Genomic DNA, 16631 nt, shown 5'->3' on the forward strand with positions numbered 1-16631 from the left:
GCCCGACGGCGCCGTAACGCCGTACCCGCCTCATCGCACCCCATGCCCCGGGTTGTACGGTCATGGGGTGTACCGCTTCCTCCTGTCCCGCCAGTGGGTGATCCTCACGCTGGTCGCCGTGCTGCTCATCCCCACGATGATCCGGCTGGGCTTCTGGCAGATGCACCGCTACGAGGAGCGCACCGCCCGGAACGACCTGGTCGCGCAGGCGCTCGACGCGGCGCCGGTGCCCGCCCGGTCGCTGACCGCTCCCGGCAAGAAGATCACCACGAGTGAGCGTTACCGGACCGTCACCGCGAAGGGTCACTTCGACACGGGCCGCGAGGTGGTCGTCCGCCGCCGCACCGACTCCGACGACAACATCGGCTACCACGTACTGACGCCGTTCGTGCTGAACGACGGCAAGATCCTGCTGGTCAACCGGGGCTGGATCCCCGCGGACGGTCCGAGTCAGACCGCTTTCCCCGAGATTCCCGCACCGCCCCGCGGGGAGATCACCGTCACCGGGCGGCTGATGCCCGACGAGACGACCGAGGCGAGCGGCATCAAGGACCTCGAGGGCCTGCCGGACCGGCAGATCATGCTCATCAACAGCGAGCAGCAGGCCGAGCGCCTGGGCGCCCCGGTGCTCGGCGGTTACGTCGTCCTGATCGAGCCGGAGCCGAAGGACGGCACCCCGGAGCGGATCGGCAGGCCCGGCAACGAGGACGCCGCGCTGAACTTCGCGTACGCGATCCAGTGGTGGCTGTTCGCCGCCGCCGTACCGGTCGGCTGGTGGTTCCTGGTCCGCCGCGAGAAGCGCGAACGCGAGACCGCCGAGGACGTGGAACTGGCGCAGGCGGAACCCGCGAAGGTGTAGTCGCCCGGCGAGAGCGCCCCGACGGCAGTGCGGACGGAGCACGCGGACGGACCCGATTGCTCCGCTCCCCGTCGGGAAGACGGATGCCGTGCACCCCCACATCGAGGACTACGCGCTCATCGGCGACGAGCAGACCGCGGCCCTGGTCGGCACGGACGGCTCCGTGGACTGGCTCTGTCTGCCCCGCTTCGACTCCGCCGCCTGTTTCGCCAAGCTGCTCGGCGACGAGGACAACGGCCACTGGCGCATCGCCCCCAAGGAGGCTCAGCGCTGCACGCGCCGTGCCTACCGGCCGGACACCCTGGTCCTGGACACCGAGTGGGAGACCGCGGACGGCGCGGTCCGGGTCACCGACTTCATGCCCCAGCGCGACCGCGCCCCCGACCTCGTACGGATCGTGGAGGGCCTGCGCGGCGAGGTCACCGTGCACAGCGTGCTGCGGCTGCGCTTCGACTACGGCTCGGCCGTGCCCTGGATGCGCCGGACCGACGGGCACCGGGTGGCGGTCGCCGGGCCGGACTCGGCGTGGCTGCGCAGCGAGCCGGAGGTGCGCAGCTGGGGGCAGGACTTCGGGACCCATGCGGAGTTCACGGTCGCCGAGGGCGAGAAGGTCGCGTTCGTCCTCACCTGGCACCCCTCGCACGAGCCCCGCCCTCCGCTGGTCGACCCGTTCATCGCCCTGGAGCACAGCGTCGAGGACTGGCGGGCCTGGGCCGCGCACTGCCGCTACGACGGCCCGCACCGGGACGCCGTCGTCCGTTCGCTGATCACTCTGAAGGCGCTCACCTACAAGCCCACCGGCGGCATCGTGGCCGCGCCGACCACCTCGCTGCCCGAGGAGCCGGGCGGCGTGCGCAACTGGGACTACCGCTTCTGCTGGCTGCGCGACTCCACCCTCACCCTGGGCGCCCTGCTGTCGGCCGGGTACCTGGAGGAGGCCGAGGCCTGGCGCGACTGGCTGCTGCGCGCGGTCGCGGGCAACCCGGCCGACCTGCAGATCATGTACGGCCTGGCGGGTGAGCGGCGGCTGCCGGAGTTCGAGCTGCCGTGGCTGTCCGGCTTCGCCGGGTCCACCCCCGTACGGATCGGCAACGACGCGGTGAACCAGCTCCAGCTGGACGTGTACGGCGAGGTGATGGACTCCCTGTCGCTGGCCCGGCTGGCCGGCATGCACCCGCAGCCGCAGATGTGGGAGCTGCAGTGCGCGCTGATGGACTTCCTGGCCACGGCGTGGCGCGAGCCCGACGAGGGGCTGTGGGAGGTGCGCGGCGGGCGCCGGCAGTTCGTCCACTCGAAGGTGATGACGTGGGTGGCGCTGGACCGGGCGGTGCGCACCCTGGAGAACCACCCCGAGCTGAGCGGCGGTGACCCGGACGGCTGGCGGGCGCTGCGCGACGAGGTCCACCGGGAGGTGTGCGACAAGGGCTACGACCCGGAGCGCAACACCTTCACCCAGTCCTACGGCTCGCGGGAACTGGACGCCTCGCTGCTGCTCATCCCCCGCGTGGGGTTCCTGCCGCCGGACGACCCCCGGGTCGTGGGGACGGTCGACGCGATCGGTGCGGAGCTGTCCCGGGACGGGCTCGTGCGCCGGTACAGCACCGAAGGGGATCCCGTCGACGGGCTGCCGGGCAGCGAGGGGACCTTCCTGGTGTGCTCGTTCTGGTACGCGGACGCGCTGCACGCGACGGGCCGGACCAAGGAGGCCCGTGCGCTGTTCGAGCGGTTGGTCGGGCTCGCGAACGACGTGGGCCTGCTGGCCGAGGAGTACGACCCGGTGGCCGGCCACCAGCTCGGCAACTTCCCTCAGGCGTTCAGCCACGTCGGCCTGGTGAACACGGCCCTCGCGCTGTTCGGGGACGAGGGGGCAGGATAGGGCCATGGATCTTGGACTGAAGGACCGGGTGTACGTCGTCACCGGAGCCACCCGGGGCCTGGGCAACGCCGCCGCGCGCGAGCTGGTCGCCGACGGGGCGAAGGTCGTCGTCACGGGGCGGGACGAGAGAACCGTCGCGGAGGCGGCCTCGGAGCTGGGGCCGGACGCGGTGGGCGTGGCCGCCGACAACGCCCACCCGGAGGCCGCCGGCCGGCTGGTCGCGGCCGCCCGTGAGCACTTCGGCCGCTTCGACGGCGTACTGATCAGCGTGGGCGGGCCGCCGCCCGGGTTCGTCGCCGACAACACGGACGCGCAGTGGCAGGCCGCGTTCGAGTCGGTGTTCCTCGGCGCGGTGCGGCTGGCCCGGACGGCGGCGGCCGAACTGGAGGGCGGCGGCGTCATCGGCTTCGTCCTGTCGGGCTCGGTGCACGAGCCGATCCCGGGCCTGACCATCTCCAACGGCCTGCGGCCCGGTCTGGCGGGCTTCGCCAAGTCCCTCGCCGACGAGCTGGGCCCGCGCGGCATCCGCGTCGTCGGCCTGCTGCCGGGCCGCATCGACACCGACCGGGTGCGCGAGCTGGACGGCATGTCCGCCGACCCCGAGGCGACGAGGGCTGCGGCCGAGTCCCGCGTCCCGCTGCGCCGCTACGGCGCCCCGGAGGAGTTCGGCCGCGCGGCGGCCTTCCTGCTGTCCCCCGCGGCGTCGTACGTCACGGGCGTGATGCTGCCGGTGGACGGCGGGATGCGGCACGGGTTCTAGGCGACGCCCGCCCGGCCGCTGTCCCGTCCGCCTCCGGTGGGCGGACTCCGCGGCGACGGCCGGCGCGTGCGGCCGAGTGCCCCTCCGCGGGAGTTCCGCAGGGCGGTGGGCGACCGGGGACCGTCGGGCACGGTCCCCGGTCGCCCACCGGCGGTCAGCTGACCCGCTCGGCCCCGTGCTTGACGCCTCGGAGCTGGACCTCGGCCGGGAGGGCGGCGAGGTTCGCCGAGGTGCGGGCGTGGGTCAGGGCGCGGGTGGCGAGGTCGTCGAGGGCGGTGCCGGGGTCGACGTGGGGGGCGAGGAGGAGGCGGACGCGGGCGGCCGGGGCGGTGCGGCGGCCGGTCAGCCGGACCCTGGTCCGTTCGACCCCGTCCACGCCGTCGGCCTCCTGGGCGATGACGGCCTCCAGGGCCCGGCCGCGCAGCGCCGCGCCCTCGCCGTCACCGGTGCCGACGAGCACCTCGGTGAGCCGGCGGCGGCGCACCACCGCCACCAGCCACCACAGGGCGAGCAGCAGCAGAACGGCGAGCGCGGCGATGACGACCGGCCACCACCAGCCCGCCTCCCGCCACCTGGTCCGCTCGGCGGCGCTGAGCAGCACGTCGTGCGGCCCCTGGTGCAGCCACCAGGAGGGCGCGGGAGCGCCGAAGCCGATGGCCAGCACCGAGCCGCCGAGGGCGAGCAGGACGAGCCCCGCCAGCCCCAGGAGCACCCGGTCGACGGTCCTGAGCACCGCCCTCACCCCTTCTTTCCGGGGCGCGCCACCCTGACCGACACGGCGGGCGGCCGGGCCAGCCCCAGCCCGCGCACCGCTTCGTCGAGCACGCCGTCCAGATCGGTCCGTACGTCGTCCAGTTCCCGGAAGTGCGACAGCGCGCGCACGCGGGCCTTCCGGCGGCGCAGCCGCACGCGCGCCGACTGCACCCCGGCGACCTCCATGGCCCGGTCGCGCAGCACCGTGGCGGCGGCGTCCCGGTGGAGCCCGGCGCGTACGTCCGGCAGGACGCGCCGCATCGGCAGCACCTTGCGCAGGCCGGGCGTGAGGGCCAGGAGCAGCAGCCAGAGCCCGAGGGCCGCGGCGACTCCCGCGCCGACCAGGACCCACGTGTCGTCGAGGGGCCGCTCGGCCAGTTGCCGGGCCAGGTCGCGGCGCCAGCCCAGGGCCGAGCGGCCGGTGCGCACGGCGACGATGTCGTAGAGGAAGGCGCCCGCGACGAGCAGGAGGAGCAGCGCGACGATGCCCGCGGGGACTCGGCGTGCCGACCAGAAGCGGCCAGCCCGTCCGTCGGCGGCGTCGGGTCCGGGCGGCGGCGATCCGCGGCCGGGTGCCTCCTGCTCCGTGCCGGGCTCCATGACGGGCAGCTGCCGGGTGCTGCCCTCCGTGCCCCCGGTTTCCTGGGGCTCGCTCATCGCGCCCTCCCCTGCTTCGCGCCGTACTCCGCCGCCAGGTGCAGCCGCTCCACCTGGACGGCGACCTCCGGCACCGCCATGCCCACCAACGCGCGTACCCGATGGACGACTTGGTGACGCACCTGCCCGCAGCGTGCGCCGATGTCGCACGGGTAGTCCAGTTCCACGTGGACCTGGACGCGGGCGGTGTCGTGGTGGACGGACACGGTGGCGTACGGGCGTGCCGCGTCCGGGTGGAGCGGACCGACCGCCTCGCGCGCCGCCCGCGCGGCGACCTTGGCGACGACCCGGTCGGCGATCCGCGTGGCACCGCGCTCGCCCGGCGGGACGACGGTCGGAGGTTCGAGGAGCTCTCCGGCCCCACCGCTCACGCCGGTCACCGCCGCCGGTCGTCGCGGGAGCGGAAGAAGTCGCCGAGGTCCATGTCGCCCTCGAGCAGGCGGCCCACGACGAAGCCGACGGCTCCCAGGGCCGCCACCAGCAGGAAGGCGCCGAAGCCGCCGAAATACCCGGCGAAGCCCAGTGCCATGCCGGCGATCAGGCCGACCACGGCCATGCTCATGGTGCGCTCCCCTCAATCCGCGTCCGCGTCACTTGATCCGAGGCTCCGGCTGCTCCTCGTCCTCCTCGTCGGGCAGCTTCACGTCGCTGACCGCGATGTTGACCTCGACGACCTCGAGGCCGGTCATCCGCTCCACGGCCGCCACCACGTTCTCCCGCACATCGCGGGCCACGTCCGAGATCGACACGCCGTATTCGACGACGATCTCGAGATCGAGGGCGGTCTGCTTCTCGCCGACCTCGGCCTTGACGCCGCGCGTCACCGACTTGGTGCCCCCGGGCACCCGGTCGCGCACGGCGCCGAAGGTGCGGGACATGCCGCTGCCCATGGCGTGCACACCGGCGACGTCGCGTGCCGCCATTCCGGTGATCTTCTCCACGACGCCGTCGGCGATGGTGGTGCGGCCCCGCTCTCCGGGGGCTCCCCCACCGCGCCGGACGCCTTGTGCTCGGTGGGCCCCGGTCTCGGGCGTGTCCTTCTCCGTCAGGTCACTCATCGCCGCAGTCCTTTCCCGGTCCGTCCTTCTTCGACCACCGTAAGCAAGGTTGCGCGATCGCGCGCCGTGGATGCGGCAGGCTGGAGGTATGACGACGGCGGACCGGTGGGCGCGGGCGGTGCGGGAACAGTTGGGACTCGGCAGGCTGCTGCCGCTGGGCGGGCCGCGGGACGGCGCGTGGATCGCCGAGCGGGCGGTGCGCGAAGTACTGGTGGCCGCTGCCGGGGCCGTGGCGGGTGCGCGCCCGGACGGTCTGCGCGTGGCACCCGCCGATCCGGGTGACGCGCGGGAACCGGCGGTGCCGTCACCGCCGAGTGCCCTGCCGCCCGGACCGCTGCGGGTGACGGCCGACTTCGCGGCGACGGCGGCTCAGCCGCTGCCGGTGACGGCGGCCCGTCTGCGCGCCGCGCTGGCGACGGCGGCGCACGGGCTGGGCCTGACGGTGACGGACGTGGATCTGCGGGCGACGGCCCTGCTGGAGACGGCTGCGGAGCCCGCGGCGGGGCCGGCTCCGGCACCGGGTCGCGAACCGGAGCCGCGCGGCGTCGTCGGCCCGGGTGAGGGCGACGCGGGCCGCGTGGCCGACGCGGCGCTGGCCGTCCCGGGCGTGTCCCGGCTGACGGCCGCGCTGGGACGTCCGGTGGACATCGCGGAGCTGTCGCGCGAGTCCGCCCTGCCGCGCCGTCACGTCCGGGTGGAACTGGCCCTGCACACCGGGCACCATCCGGTGGAGGTGGCCCGGCAGGTGCGCGCGGCGGTGTCCGCGGCGCTGCCGGACCGCCCCTCGGTGGCGGTACTGGTGACGGCGGTCGACTGACCGGACCGGCGAACCGGCTACTCCGACGCGCCGGTGGTCCCGGTCACTCGCCGAGACCGGCCAGGTCGCGCAGCCGGCGGCCCTGGGCGGCGCGCTCGGCGGCACGCTGGGCCTCGTAGTCGCGGCTGAGGGCGCCCTGGAGGAGGGCCTTGGTCTCGATGACGGCGTCGCGCGGCGCGGCGAGCACGGCGGAGGCCAGGTCGTGTACGGCGCCGTCGAGCTGGTCCGCGGGCACGGCGAGGTTGGCCAGTCCGGTGTTCACGGCCTCCTCGGCCATGACGAAGCGGCCCGTCGCGCAGATCTCCAGCGCCCGGGCGTAGCCGACCAGGGACACCAGGGGGTGCGTGCCCGTCAGGTCCGGCACCAGGCCGAGACTGGTCTCGCGCATGGCGAACTGCACGTCGTCCGCGACGACCCGCAGGTCACAGGCGAGGGCCAGCTGGAAGCCCGCCCCGATGGCGTGCCCCTGCACGGCGGCGATCGACAGGATGTCGCTGCGCCGCCACCAGGTGAACGCCTCCTGGTACTCGGTGATGGTCGCGTCCAGCTCGGCGTCGTCACCCCGCGCGAGGTCGATGAACGACGGTTCGCCGTCGAAGCCCTCGGGCGTGAACGCCTGCCGGTCGAGCCCGGCCGAGAAGGACTTGCCCTCGGCGCGCAGCACCACGACCCGGACGGAACCCGGCAGCAGCCGGCCGGCCTCGGTGAGCGCCCGCCACAGAGCGGGGCTCTGCGCGTTGCGCTTGGCCGGATTGGTCAGCGTCACCGTGGCGATCGCGTCGTCGACGGTGAGCCGCACACCGTCCTTGTCGAGTGCGGGACCGGGGTCGTGGGCGGGCGAAGCCATGGGGCGCCTCCGAAAGGTGCGGTCGTCGTCCCCGCCGTACGCCGGCTTGCACGCCGTGCGACGACGGAGCTAAGTGACTGCACAGTAACCACCCGGGCGGTCCGAGGACCGACCGGGTGACCACCTTCACTTTCGGAGCCGGGGGATCGCCCGGAACGTCAGGCCGATGTGGCCTTCTTGCCCCGGGTAGCCCCGCCACGCCCTCGGAGCGTGACGCCCGACTCGCTGAGCATGCGGTGCACGAAGCCATACGAGCGGCCGGTTTCCTCGGCCAACGCCCGGATGCTTGCACCGGCGTCGTACTTCTTCTTCAGGTCTGCCGCGAGCTTGTCGCGCGCGGCGCCGGTCACCCGGCTGCCCTTCTTCAGAGTCTCGGCCACCCGTGCCTCCTCATGGGAAGTGCGCTCTGGTCTCCTCATGATCACCCCTCCCGGCCCTGATGGCCACCCATTCGGCAAGGTCGATGAGACAAGGTCGTGACGACAGGAGCGGGTCCCCACATACGGAATGGGGGATTCCAGAGAATCGCGTCCGTACACCCGAACGGGTTTCTCCGCGAAGGTCCAGGTCAGAAAGGCGTCGCGGCCGGGCCCCGGCGATGGGAGGTCCGGCCGCGAAAATCCGTGTAGGACACACCTCGTGATGAGGAGATCTCACACAGATGGTGGATCACGGATCGGCTGAATGATCCATACCCAGTGGATCGTCCATTCGATCAAGCCAGGGCGACGAGATCCGCGTAGTCGGCACCCCAGAGGTCCTCGACGCCGTCCGGAAGCAGAATGATCCGCTCCGGCTGCAGTGCCTCGACGGCGCCCTCGTCGTGGGTGACCAGGACGACCGCTCCCTTGTAGGTGCGCAGCGCGCCGAGGATCTCCTCGCGGCTGGCCGGGTCGAGGTTGTTGGTGGGCTCGTCGAGCAGCAGCACGTTGGCCGAGGACACCACGAGGGTGGCCAGCGCCAGGCGGGTCTTCTCGCCGCCGGACAGGACCCCGGCGGGCTTGTCGACGTCGTCGCCGGAGAACAGGAACGAGCCCAGGGTCTTGCGGACCTCGACCAGGTCCAGGTCGGGGTTGGCCGAGCGCATGTTCTCCAGGACGGTGCGCTCGGGGTCGAGGGTCTCGTGCTCCTGCGCGTAGTAGCCGAGCTTGAGGCCGTGGCCCTCGATCACCTGGCCGGTGTCGGGCTTCTCGACGCCGCCGAGGAGGCGGAGCAGGGTGGTCTTGCCCGCGCCGTTGAGGCCGAGGATGACGACCCGGGAGCCCTTGTCGATGGCCAGGTCGACGTCGGTGAAGATCTCCAGGGAGCCGTACGACTTGGACAGGCCCTCGGCGGTCAGCGGGGTCTTGCCGCAGGGCGCGGGCTCGGGGAAGCGGAGCTTGGCGACCTTGTCGGACTGGCGGACCGCCTCCAGGCCGGAGAGCAGCTTGTCCGCGCGGCGCGCCATGTTCTGCGCGGCGACCGTCTTGGTGGCCTTGGCGCGCATCTTGTCGGCCTGCGAGTGCAGGGCGGCGGCCTTCTTCTCGGCGTTGGCGCGCTCGCGCTTGCGGCGCTTCTCGTCGGCCTCGCGCTGCTGCTGGTAGAGCTTCCAGCCCATGTTGTAGACGTCGATCTGGGAGCGGTTGGCGTCCAGGTAGAACACCTTGTTGACGACCGTCTCGACCAGCTCGACGTCGTGGGAGATCACGATGAAGCCGCCGCGGTAGGTCTTCAGGTAGTCGCGCAGCCAGATGATCGAGTCGGCGTCGAGGTGGTTGGTCGGCTCGTCGAGCAGCAGGGTGTCCGCGTCCGAGAACAGGATGCGGGCCAGCTCGATGCGGCGGCGCTGACCGCCGGAGAGCGTGTGCAGGGGCTGGCCGAGCACCCGGTCGGGCAGGTTCAGCGCGGCGGCGATGGTGGCGGCCTCGGCCTCGGCCGCGTACCCGCCCTTGGTGAGGAACTCGGTCTCCTGGCGCTCGTACTGCCTGAGCGCCTTGTCGCGGGTGGCGCCCTGGCCGTTGGCGATGCGCTGCTCGTTCTCGCGCATCTTGCGGATCAGTACGTCCAGGCCGCGGGCGGAGAGGATGCGGTCGCGGGCGAGCACGTCGAGGTCGCCGGTGCGCGGGTCCTGCGGGAGGTAGCCGACCTCGCCGGAGCGGGTGACGGTGCCGGCGGCGGGCTGGCCCTCGCCGGCGAGGACCTTGGTGAGGGTGGTCTTGCCCGCGCCGTTGCGGCCGACCAGGCCGATGCGGTCGCCCTTGGCGACGCGGAAGGTGGCGCTTTCGATGAGGACGCGGGCACCGGCGCGCAGCTCGATGCCGGAGGCGGAGATCACGGTCAGACTCCTGGGCGGGTGGGTGGCGGGACGGGCGGCTGGAGGACGTTCCCGCCGTCTAATGCGCGAGGAGAATGGCCATGAGGCCAGTCTAACGGGGCCGTGCAAGCACTTTTCCCGGGTCCGGCCGTCGGCGGTCCCGTGTTCGGCGCTCCCCTGTTCGGAAGCGCTGGTCCGGGGTGTTGTCAGCGGGCGGTGCCAGACTGGCGACAGGGCTGGATTCCAGGACTTCACGGGCTTCCCGGGTCCTCACGGCGTCCGGTCCCCGACACCGGCTCACAAGGGAGTGATCGGCATGGCAGGCATGGACGGCGGGCGTCCCAGCGTCTGTCCGACGCTGCTGTACGCGGACGCCAAGGCGGCGGTCCGCCAGCTCACCCAGGCCTTCGGCTTCACGGAACTCGCCGTGTACGAGGGCGAGGACGGCTCGGTGGCCCACGCCGAGCTCGCCCAGGGAAACGGCGCGGTCATGCTCGGCTCGAAGGGCACGGGCAGCCGCTTCGACGAGGCGATGAAGAACGCCGGGACGGCGGGGGTGTACGTCGTGGTGGACGACGTCGACGCCCACCACCGCCGGGCGGTGGAGCACGGCGCGGAGATCCTGATGCCCCCGACCGACCAGGACTACGGCTCGCGGGACTACATGGCCCGTGACCTGGAGGGGAACATCTGGAGCTTCGGCACCTACGCTCCGGAGATCCGCGCCTGAACCCGGGCCGACGCCCTCGGCCAGCCCCTCAGCCGCCTCCGGTGTGCACCTGGAACGCCGCCCGGCGCACGGCCTTGGCCAGGGCGGGGTCGGGGTGGGCGGCGGCGAGCGCGACCAGGACCTGCACGGTGCGCGGGTGCCCGACCGCCCGTACCTCGTCGAGCAGGGCCGGGACGGTGGGCTGCACCGCGGACTCCAGGTGCCGCACGAGCAACGGGGCCTCCCCGTGGTCGGCGACGGCGGCGGCGGTGTCGACCCACAGCCAGGTGGCCTCCCTGCGGGTGAGGACCTCGTGGGCGTCCTCGGGGTCGGCGCCGTCGTGCTCGGCCAGCCACAGCAGCGCGTAGGGCCGCAGCGTCGGCTCGTCGACGACCGCGCGGACCTCGGGCTCGGCGGGGGCGCCGACGACCCGGAGCGCGTCGAAGGCGAGGCCGCGCAGCAGGGCGTCCTCGCCGCGGGCGGCACCGATCAGCTCGGCGACGGCGCTGCCGACGGGGCGGGCGGCGAGCCAGGCGCGGTACTCGGCGCGGGCGGCGTTCGGGCGGAGCCGGCCGCAGCCGCGGAGCATGTCCTCGGCCGACTGCTCGATGTTGCCGGCGGGGCTCTGCGCGGCGACGCAGATCTGCTCCAGCTTGACCCAGACCGCCCAGCTGCCGAGCGGGGTGAGCGTGGCGTGACCGTCGCCGCAGGTGAGGGCGCCGACGGAGGCGAGGGCGTGCAGGGCCCAGTCGAGGAGGGGGGCGAGCGGGGTGCCGGGGGCGGTGTCCGGGACCGGGGCCGCCTCGGCGGGCTGCGGGGTTCCCGGCTCGAGCCGGGGGCCGTAGGGCACCTCGCAGCGCTCGGTACGCAGTTCGGTGACGCGCTGCTCCAGCAGGTCCAGGAGCTGCGCCACCGGAACGGGTCCGGCGGACAGCTGGAGGAAGGAGAGCACCTGGGGCATCGCGGAGATGACCTCGGCCACGGCGGCGGGCTCGTGCCCGGCGGGCTCGGGGTGGGCGAGCGACCAGGCGTCGAAGAGGGCGACCCAGCCGCGCAGCACGGCGCTGTCGTCACGGTTCCAGGCGCGCAGGCGCCAGCCGGGGCGGGCGCTGTCACCGTGCACCTCGACCAGTCCGGCGAGACGGGCGGTGTCCCAGTCGGCGCGGACCTCGGCCGGGGTCAGGCCCAGCTCCCGGGCCGCCCGCTCGGCGGTCGCGTCGGAGAGGGTGGCCTTGCCGTCGGCGGTCGCGCTGCCGCGGCCGAGCGCGCTGTCGGCCCAGCGGGCGACGCGGGCCGCGTCGGCCAGACCGGAGCGTGCCATTCTGGCCAGCTCCGACCGGGCGGGGGTGCCCTCCGGGGGCCGTGGCGCGGCGCGGCGCGGACGCCGCTGGGTCATCGCTTGGGGGGCGGCGGCCAGGGGTCGCGGGCGGACGAGTCGGAGCCTGGAGTCGCGCGGGATACGGGACGTCACGGGTGCAGTCTTCCGGTTGACCGTCCGAAAACCCAAACGGAATGCGATGACCCACGTCCGGCGCGGGGGACGTACCGGTCTGGAACGCCCTCCGAGGCACGATCAAGCCACCGGTACGGCATTAAACGGAACCGGCAGCGAGCAGGGCGGGCACCGGCCCGCCGGGGGACGCGGGACGGGTGCGCGGGAAGGCACGGGACGGACCCGGAAGACAGGGCGGGGGCGGTCGCCCGGCAACCGGCAGCACGCGACAGCCAGGACACGGCACGCGCGCCGCCGGGCACTCACGGGGCGGGTGCGCCGGGGAGGCACCCGGCCGGGAGGCCGCCCGGGGCGGGTGGCGGAGGGCAGTCGGCAGGCGCGCCGGAGGGGCTCCGCACGGGTTCGCCGGAAAAGCATGGACCAGGGCCGTGGGAGCCACCGGGCAGGGGTTCGAGGGAGGTACCGGCACGGGTGCGCGCCCGTACGTCCGGTGCGGACCGCCGGAGGTGCCCGGCGCGGCAACCGCCGGGCTCACACCAGCGGGGTCATGAAGCGGCGCAGCGTCTCTTCGTAGTCGTCGGGGTCGGCGTTCCACATGGCGCCGTGCGGGGCGCCCTTGACGGGGTGCAGGGCGACCAGGCGGGGGTGGGTGTCGGCGAGGCGGCGGGAGAGGCGCCAGGAGGAGACCGCGTCGTCGGGGCCGTGGAAGATCAGGGTGGGGACCGCCGGGCGGTAGAGGCCCGCGGTCCCCGCGTCGTGGTCGGCGTGCAGGCCGGCGCGGCCCTGGGCGGCGCGGACCGCGAGCGGCAGGAGCGCGCCCGGGGTGCGGCGCGCGGCGGCCAGGGCGCGCAGCGTGGTCTCCCAGCTGAGGACGGGGGAGTCGAGTACGAGCCCCGCGATGCGCTCGCGTACGTCGGAGAGCGCGGCGGTGCGCAGGGCCATGGTGGCGCCGGTGGACCAGCCGAGGAGGACGACCTGGCGGGCGCCGTGGTCGACGGCGTAGCGGATGGCCGCGTCGACGTCGCGCCACTCGGTCTCGCCGAAGTGGTGCAGGCCGTCGGGCGAGGGCGGGGCACCGACGTCGCCGCGGTAGGCGAGGGCGAGCACCGGGACACTGCGGCGGTGCAGGGGCGCGATGAGGTTCAGGGCGTGTTCGCGGGTGGCGGCCAGGCCGTGCACGGCGATGACCCAGGTCGGCCGGGACCCGGGCAGGAACCAGGCCGGCAGCGGACCGAGTTCGCCGGGGACCTCGACGTCGGCGAACTCCAGGTCGAGGGCGGTGCCCGGGTTGCCGACGTACAGGTTCGGCGTGAACCAGGCGCGGTCGCCGGCCGTGAGGGTGCCGTGCGTGACGCGTTCCAGGCGGCGTACGACGGTGTCGGCGCCGTGATCGGCCGTGCCGAGGACCGGGCCGACGACCGCGTGGGAGCCGTCGCCGGCGAGGCCGTAGCGGCCGGGGCGCAGCGCGGCCAGGTCCCGGGTGAGGGTGATCTGGCCGGCCGCGGTGCCGTGCACGGTGAGCCTCGGTTCGGTGGGCAGGGGCCGTCCGGGCGGCGCCTTGAGCGCGGCGTCGCTGGCGAGCCGTCCGGCGGCGACGCTCGCCGCCCCTGCGGCCAGGGCTGCGGTGACGGCGGCGGCCGTCGCGGGGAGGATGCGCACGCCTTTCAGTTTCCCGGGAGGCAGCGGAGTAAGCCACCGGGACGGCGGGCGGGCGGGCCCGTTCGGATCAACGGGCCGGCGGCGGGGGTCAGGTCCGCTGCCCGTACCCGCGCAGCCGGTCCGCCGCCTCGGCCAGCTGCTCCCCGGTCAGCAGCGACGGCGACCGGCCCGGCACCGAGGAGGCCGTCAGCCACAGGCGGCACATCCACTCCAGTTGGGCGGTGCGGTCGTAGGCCTGGTCCAGGGTGGCGCCGTAGGTGAGGGTGCCGTGGTTCTGGAGCAGGCAGCCGGTGCGGCCGGTGAGGGCGCCGAGCATGTGGCGGGCCAGTTCGTCGGTGCCGTAGGCCGCGTAGGGGGCGACGCGGACGGGGCCGCCGAGCGCCGCGGTCATGTAGTGGACCGGCGGGAGCTCGGGGACGAGGAGGGAGACGGCCGTGGCGTGCACGGCGTGGGTGTGGACGACGGCGCGGGCGTCGGTGGCTCGGTAGACGGCGAGGTGCATGGGCAGTTCGCTGGTGGGGACGAGGGCTCCGAGCACCTGTCGGCCGTCAAGGTCGACGCCGGTGACGTCCTCGGGGGCCAGACGGTCGTAGGGCACACCCGAAGGGGTGACCAGCACCGTGTCGCCGACGCGTACCGAGACGTTGCCCGAGGTGCCGACCACCAGGCCGTCCGCCACCGTCCGCCGGGCCGTGGCGACGAGCGCCTCCCAGGCCGCCCTCCGGTCCCGTTCCTCTTCCGGTTCCGCTTGTCCCGCCGCCCCTCCGGCCCGCGAATACGTCACAGTCACCGTCTCCTCCCCGCCCGCTCCGGGCCCGTTTGGACCGCCGCCGACCGGCGTCGCGGCGATCCTGCCAGGCACGTCTCCGGAGAGCATCGGGGCGGACACGCGGAGGGAGGCGGTGGCGCCGGTTCCGGTCACCGTGACGCCCTGCTCAGTTCATCTTCCGTTCACCATGGTTACCTACGTTCGTCCAGCCAATGACCTCGAACGATTGCCTGGGTAAATGGAAAGCTTCTCGCTGATCCTCGCGATTGTGGTGGTGACCGCTCTCGCGTTCGATTTCACGAACGGTTTCCACGACACCGCCAACGCGATGGCAACGACCATTTCGACCGGTGCGCTCAAGCCCAAGGTGGCGGTGGCGATGTCCGCCGTCCTCAACCTTGTCGGCGCCTTCCTCTCCGTGGAGGTCGCCAACACGATCTCCAAGGGTCTCGTGGACGAGACCGGCATCCGTCCCGAGGTCATCTTCGCCGCCCTGGTCGGCGCGATCCTCTGGAACCTGCTGACCTGGCTGGTCGGACTCCCGTCCAGCTCCTCCCACGCCCTCATGGGCGGTCTGATCGGTGCCGCGGTCGCTTCGGCGGGCGTCGGCGCGGTCAACGGCGACGCGCTCGTCACCAAGGTGCTGATCCCCGCGATCGCCGCCCCGCTCGTCGCGGGTGTCGCGGCGATGCTCGGCGCGCGCCTGACGTACCGGCTCGGCCGCAAGGCCGACGGCAAGGCCGCCGCGAAGGGCTACCGCGCCGGGCAGATCGCCTCCGCCGGCCTGGTCTCGCTGGCCCACGGCACCAACGACGCCCAGAAGACGATGGGCATCATCACCCTCGCCCTGGTCGCCGGCGGTTCGCTCGCCCCCGACTCCGACCCGCCCATGTGGGTCATCCTGTCCGCGGGCATCGCCATCGCGCTCGGCACCTACCTCGGCGGCTGGCGCATCATCCGCACGATGGGCAAGGGCCTGACCGACCTCCAGCCGCAGCAGGGCTTCGCCGCCCAGACCAGCGCGGCGACGGTCATCCTGGCCTCCTCGCACCTCGGCTTCTCCCTCTCCACCACGCACTCGGTCTCCGGTGCGGTGATGGGCGCGGGCCTCGGCCGCAAGGGCGGTGTGGTCCGCTGGTCCACGGCCACCCGGATGTTCGTCGCCTGGGGTCTGACCCTGCCGGCCGCGGCCCTGGTCGCCGCGATCGCCGAGTGGGTCTGCCGGCTGGGTGACTGGGGCACCGCCCTGGTCGCGGTCTTCCTGGTCGCCTCCAGCGCCGCCATCTGGAAGCTCTCCCGGCGCGAGGTCGTCGACCACACCAACGTCATCGACACCGACGAGGCCGAGCAGTCCGGCGTGGTGACCCAGGCGATGGCCGCCGTGACCCCGCCCCCGGCGGGCGTGACCGAGGAGCCGGCGGCCGCCGTCGCGTCCTCCGCTTCCGAGTCCAAGGCCCCCTCGGCCACCACCACCGTCTGAGCCCGCGCCCCGGGTACGAAGGAAACGAACTCCATGAGCATCGACTGGGCAGCTCTCGGCTCCGTCTTCGGGGTCAGCCTCGTGGCCACCGTGGCCCTGGTGGGCCTGTTCACCCTCGGCATCGCCGGCCTCTCCCGCCAGGAGCGGGCCGCCGCCGAGGGCGGCTCCGCGGGCCTCGCGGTCACCGGCGCGTACGCGTGCTTCGCGGCCTGCGCGGCGGCGGTCGCGTACGGCATCTATCTGATCGTCGCCTGAGCCGGCAGGCAGCGCGGCGCACGCCGTGGTGCGGGGCGCGGGGCGGACCTCGGAGTCCGTCCCGCGCCCCGCTCTTCTCGTTCCCCGCGCACTCGTTCCCCGCGCCCGCGCACTCCGCCCGTGTGTGGGCCTTCGCACACTCCCCCCTCGCAGGTCAACGGCAAGTTGACGGGTGTTCGCGGGGCGTGGTGGACTGCCGGAGCCAATGCGGCGGCTGGAGAGGAAGCCCGGTGTGAATCCGGCGCGGTCCCGCCACTGTGACCGGGGAGTGATCCCCGGGAGCCAGGAACTCCCACCGCCGTTCTCTTCTAACCAGGGCGCGGACACCCTGAGTGAGGACCTATCACCATGCGCGGCTGCCGTTCCAGGCTCACCAGCGACACTCT

18 protein-coding genes and 1 riboswitch are annotated in these 16631 nt (G+C 73.7%); of the genes, 7 read left to right on the forward strand and 11 right to left on the reverse strand.

Features of this window, described 5'->3' with window-relative positions:
* Positions 1-67 precede the first annotated feature (67 nt).
* The 3 genes from ACFW47_RS30180 to ACFW47_RS30190 all read left to right on the forward strand — a co-directional run bounded on the left by ACFW47_RS30180 (position 68) and on the right by ACFW47_RS30190 (position 3495).
* On the forward strand, positions 68-859 hold the full coding sequence (locus tag ACFW47_RS30180) for an SURF1 family protein (RefSeq protein WP_386288819.1): 792 nt from the start codon (positions 68-70) through the stop codon (positions 857-859).
* Positions 860-947: 88 nt separating this feature from the next.
* Positions 948-2735 (forward strand): glycoside hydrolase family 15 protein, encoded by a 1788-nt coding sequence (locus ACFW47_RS30185; RefSeq protein ID WP_386307690.1) that lies wholly within the window; start codon positions 948-950, stop codon positions 2733-2735.
* 4 nt (positions 2736-2739) lie between these two features.
* Positions 2740-3495, forward strand: a complete 756-nt coding sequence (locus ACFW47_RS30190) for an SDR family oxidoreductase (RefSeq protein WP_386288815.1) — start codon at positions 2740-2742, stop codon at positions 3493-3495.
* A 154-nt stretch (positions 3496-3649) separates the two neighbouring features.
* On the opposite strand, the gene amaP is transcribed toward ACFW47_RS30190, so the two are convergent.
* From amaP to ACFW47_RS30215, 5 genes are read right to left on the reverse strand one after another with little or no spacing between them, the layout of a single operon-like run.
* A complete protein-coding gene (amaP, locus tag ACFW47_RS30195; protein ID WP_386282182.1) occupies positions 3650-4237 on the reverse strand; it encodes an alkaline shock response membrane anchor protein AmaP in 588 nt (195 codons plus the stop codon).
* On the reverse strand, positions 4234-4905 hold the full coding sequence (locus tag ACFW47_RS30200) for a DUF6286 domain-containing protein (protein ID WP_386282185.1): 672 nt from the start codon (positions 4903-4905) through the stop codon (positions 4234-4236). Before ACFW47_RS30200 ends, amaP begins: the two co-directional genes overlap by 4 nt.
* Positions 4902-5285 carry a hypothetical protein gene (locus ACFW47_RS30205; protein WP_386282187.1) on the reverse strand — a complete coding sequence of 128 codons (384 nt, stop codon included), beginning with the start codon at positions 5283-5285 and terminating at the stop codon, positions 4902-4904. The genes ACFW47_RS30200 and ACFW47_RS30205 overlap by 4 nt, the downstream gene beginning before the upstream one ends.
* Positions 5282-5467 (reverse strand): hypothetical protein, encoded by a 186-nt coding sequence (locus ACFW47_RS30210; RefSeq protein ID WP_019329346.1) that lies wholly within the window; start codon positions 5465-5467, stop codon positions 5282-5284. The genes ACFW47_RS30205 and ACFW47_RS30210 overlap by 4 nt, the downstream gene beginning before the upstream one ends.
* Positions 5468-5495: 28 nt before the next feature.
* A complete protein-coding gene (locus tag ACFW47_RS30215) occupies positions 5496-5963 on the reverse strand; it encodes an Asp23/Gls24 family envelope stress response protein (protein ID WP_386282190.1) in 468 nt (155 codons plus the stop codon).
* Positions 5964-6051: 88 nt separating this feature from the next.
* Here ACFW47_RS30215 and ACFW47_RS30220 point away from each other — a divergent pair, with 88 nt between their 5' ends.
* Positions 6052-6780 carry a nucleopolyhedrovirus P10 family protein gene (locus tag ACFW47_RS30220; protein WP_386282192.1) on the forward strand — a complete coding sequence of 243 codons (729 nt, stop codon included), beginning with the start codon at positions 6052-6054 and terminating at the stop codon, positions 6778-6780.
* 43 nt (positions 6781-6823) lie between these two features.
* On the opposite strand, the gene ACFW47_RS30225 is transcribed toward ACFW47_RS30220, so the two are convergent.
* From ACFW47_RS30225 to ACFW47_RS30235, 3 genes are all read right to left on the reverse strand, one after another.
* Complete coding sequence (locus ACFW47_RS30225) at positions 6824-7627, reverse strand: enoyl-CoA hydratase/isomerase family protein (protein ID WP_386282194.1); 804 nt, start codon at positions 7625-7627, stop codon at positions 6824-6826.
* A gap of 158 nt (positions 7628-7785) precedes the next feature.
* Entirely contained in the window at positions 7786-8007 is a 222-nt protein-coding gene (locus tag ACFW47_RS30230; RefSeq protein ID WP_003976983.1) for a helix-turn-helix domain-containing protein, read from the reverse strand.
* Positions 8008-8342: 335 nt separating this feature from the next.
* Positions 8343-9941, reverse strand: a complete 1599-nt coding sequence (locus ACFW47_RS30235) for an ABC-F family ATP-binding cassette domain-containing protein (protein ID WP_386282198.1) — start codon at positions 9939-9941, stop codon at positions 8343-8345.
* A gap of 295 nt (positions 9942-10236) precedes the next feature.
* Here ACFW47_RS30235 and ACFW47_RS30240 point away from each other — a divergent pair, with 295 nt between their 5' ends.
* A complete protein-coding gene (locus tag ACFW47_RS30240; protein ID WP_386282200.1) occupies positions 10237-10650 on the forward strand; it encodes a VOC family protein in 414 nt (137 codons plus the stop codon).
* A 28-nt stretch (positions 10651-10678) separates the two neighbouring features.
* Here ACFW47_RS30240 and ACFW47_RS30245 read toward each other — a convergent pair whose 3' ends face one another.
* The 3 genes from ACFW47_RS30245 to ACFW47_RS30255 form a co-directional block, all read right to left on the reverse strand.
* Positions 10679-12100, reverse strand: coding sequence for a hypothetical protein (locus tag ACFW47_RS30245; RefSeq protein WP_386282202.1), 1422 nt, complete (start codon positions 12098-12100; stop codon positions 10679-10681).
* Between the two features lie 513 nt (positions 12101-12613).
* Entirely contained in the window at positions 12614-13741 is a 1128-nt protein-coding gene (locus tag ACFW47_RS30250) for an alpha/beta hydrolase family protein (RefSeq protein WP_386307691.1), read from the reverse strand.
* Positions 13742-13829: 88 nt separating this feature from the next.
* Positions 13830-14525, reverse strand: coding sequence for a class II aldolase/adducin family protein (locus ACFW47_RS30255; protein WP_386282206.1), 696 nt, complete (start codon positions 14523-14525; stop codon positions 13830-13832).
* A 223-nt stretch (positions 14526-14748) separates the two neighbouring features.
* Here ACFW47_RS30255 and ACFW47_RS30260 point away from each other — a divergent pair, with 223 nt between their 5' ends.
* Positions 14749-15990 carry an anion permease gene (locus ACFW47_RS30260; protein WP_386282208.1) on the forward strand — a complete coding sequence of 414 codons (1242 nt, stop codon included), beginning with the start codon at positions 14749-14751 and terminating at the stop codon, positions 15988-15990.
* 33 nt (positions 15991-16023) lie between these two features.
* The gene (locus ACFW47_RS30265) at positions 16024-16245 is read left to right on the forward strand and encodes a hypothetical protein (protein ID WP_043374477.1); all 222 of its coding nucleotides are present in this window, start codon (positions 16024-16026) and stop codon (positions 16243-16245) included.
* A gap of 172 nt (positions 16246-16417) precedes the next feature.
* Positions 16418-16557, forward strand: a riboswitch (cobalamin riboswitch).
* Positions 16558-16631 lie beyond the last annotated feature (74 nt).

Source organism: Streptomyces sp. NPDC058796 (assembly GCF_042745235.1).
In the GTDB taxonomy this organism is placed as follows: Bacteria; Actinomycetota; Actinomycetes; order Streptomycetales; family Streptomycetaceae; genus Streptomyces.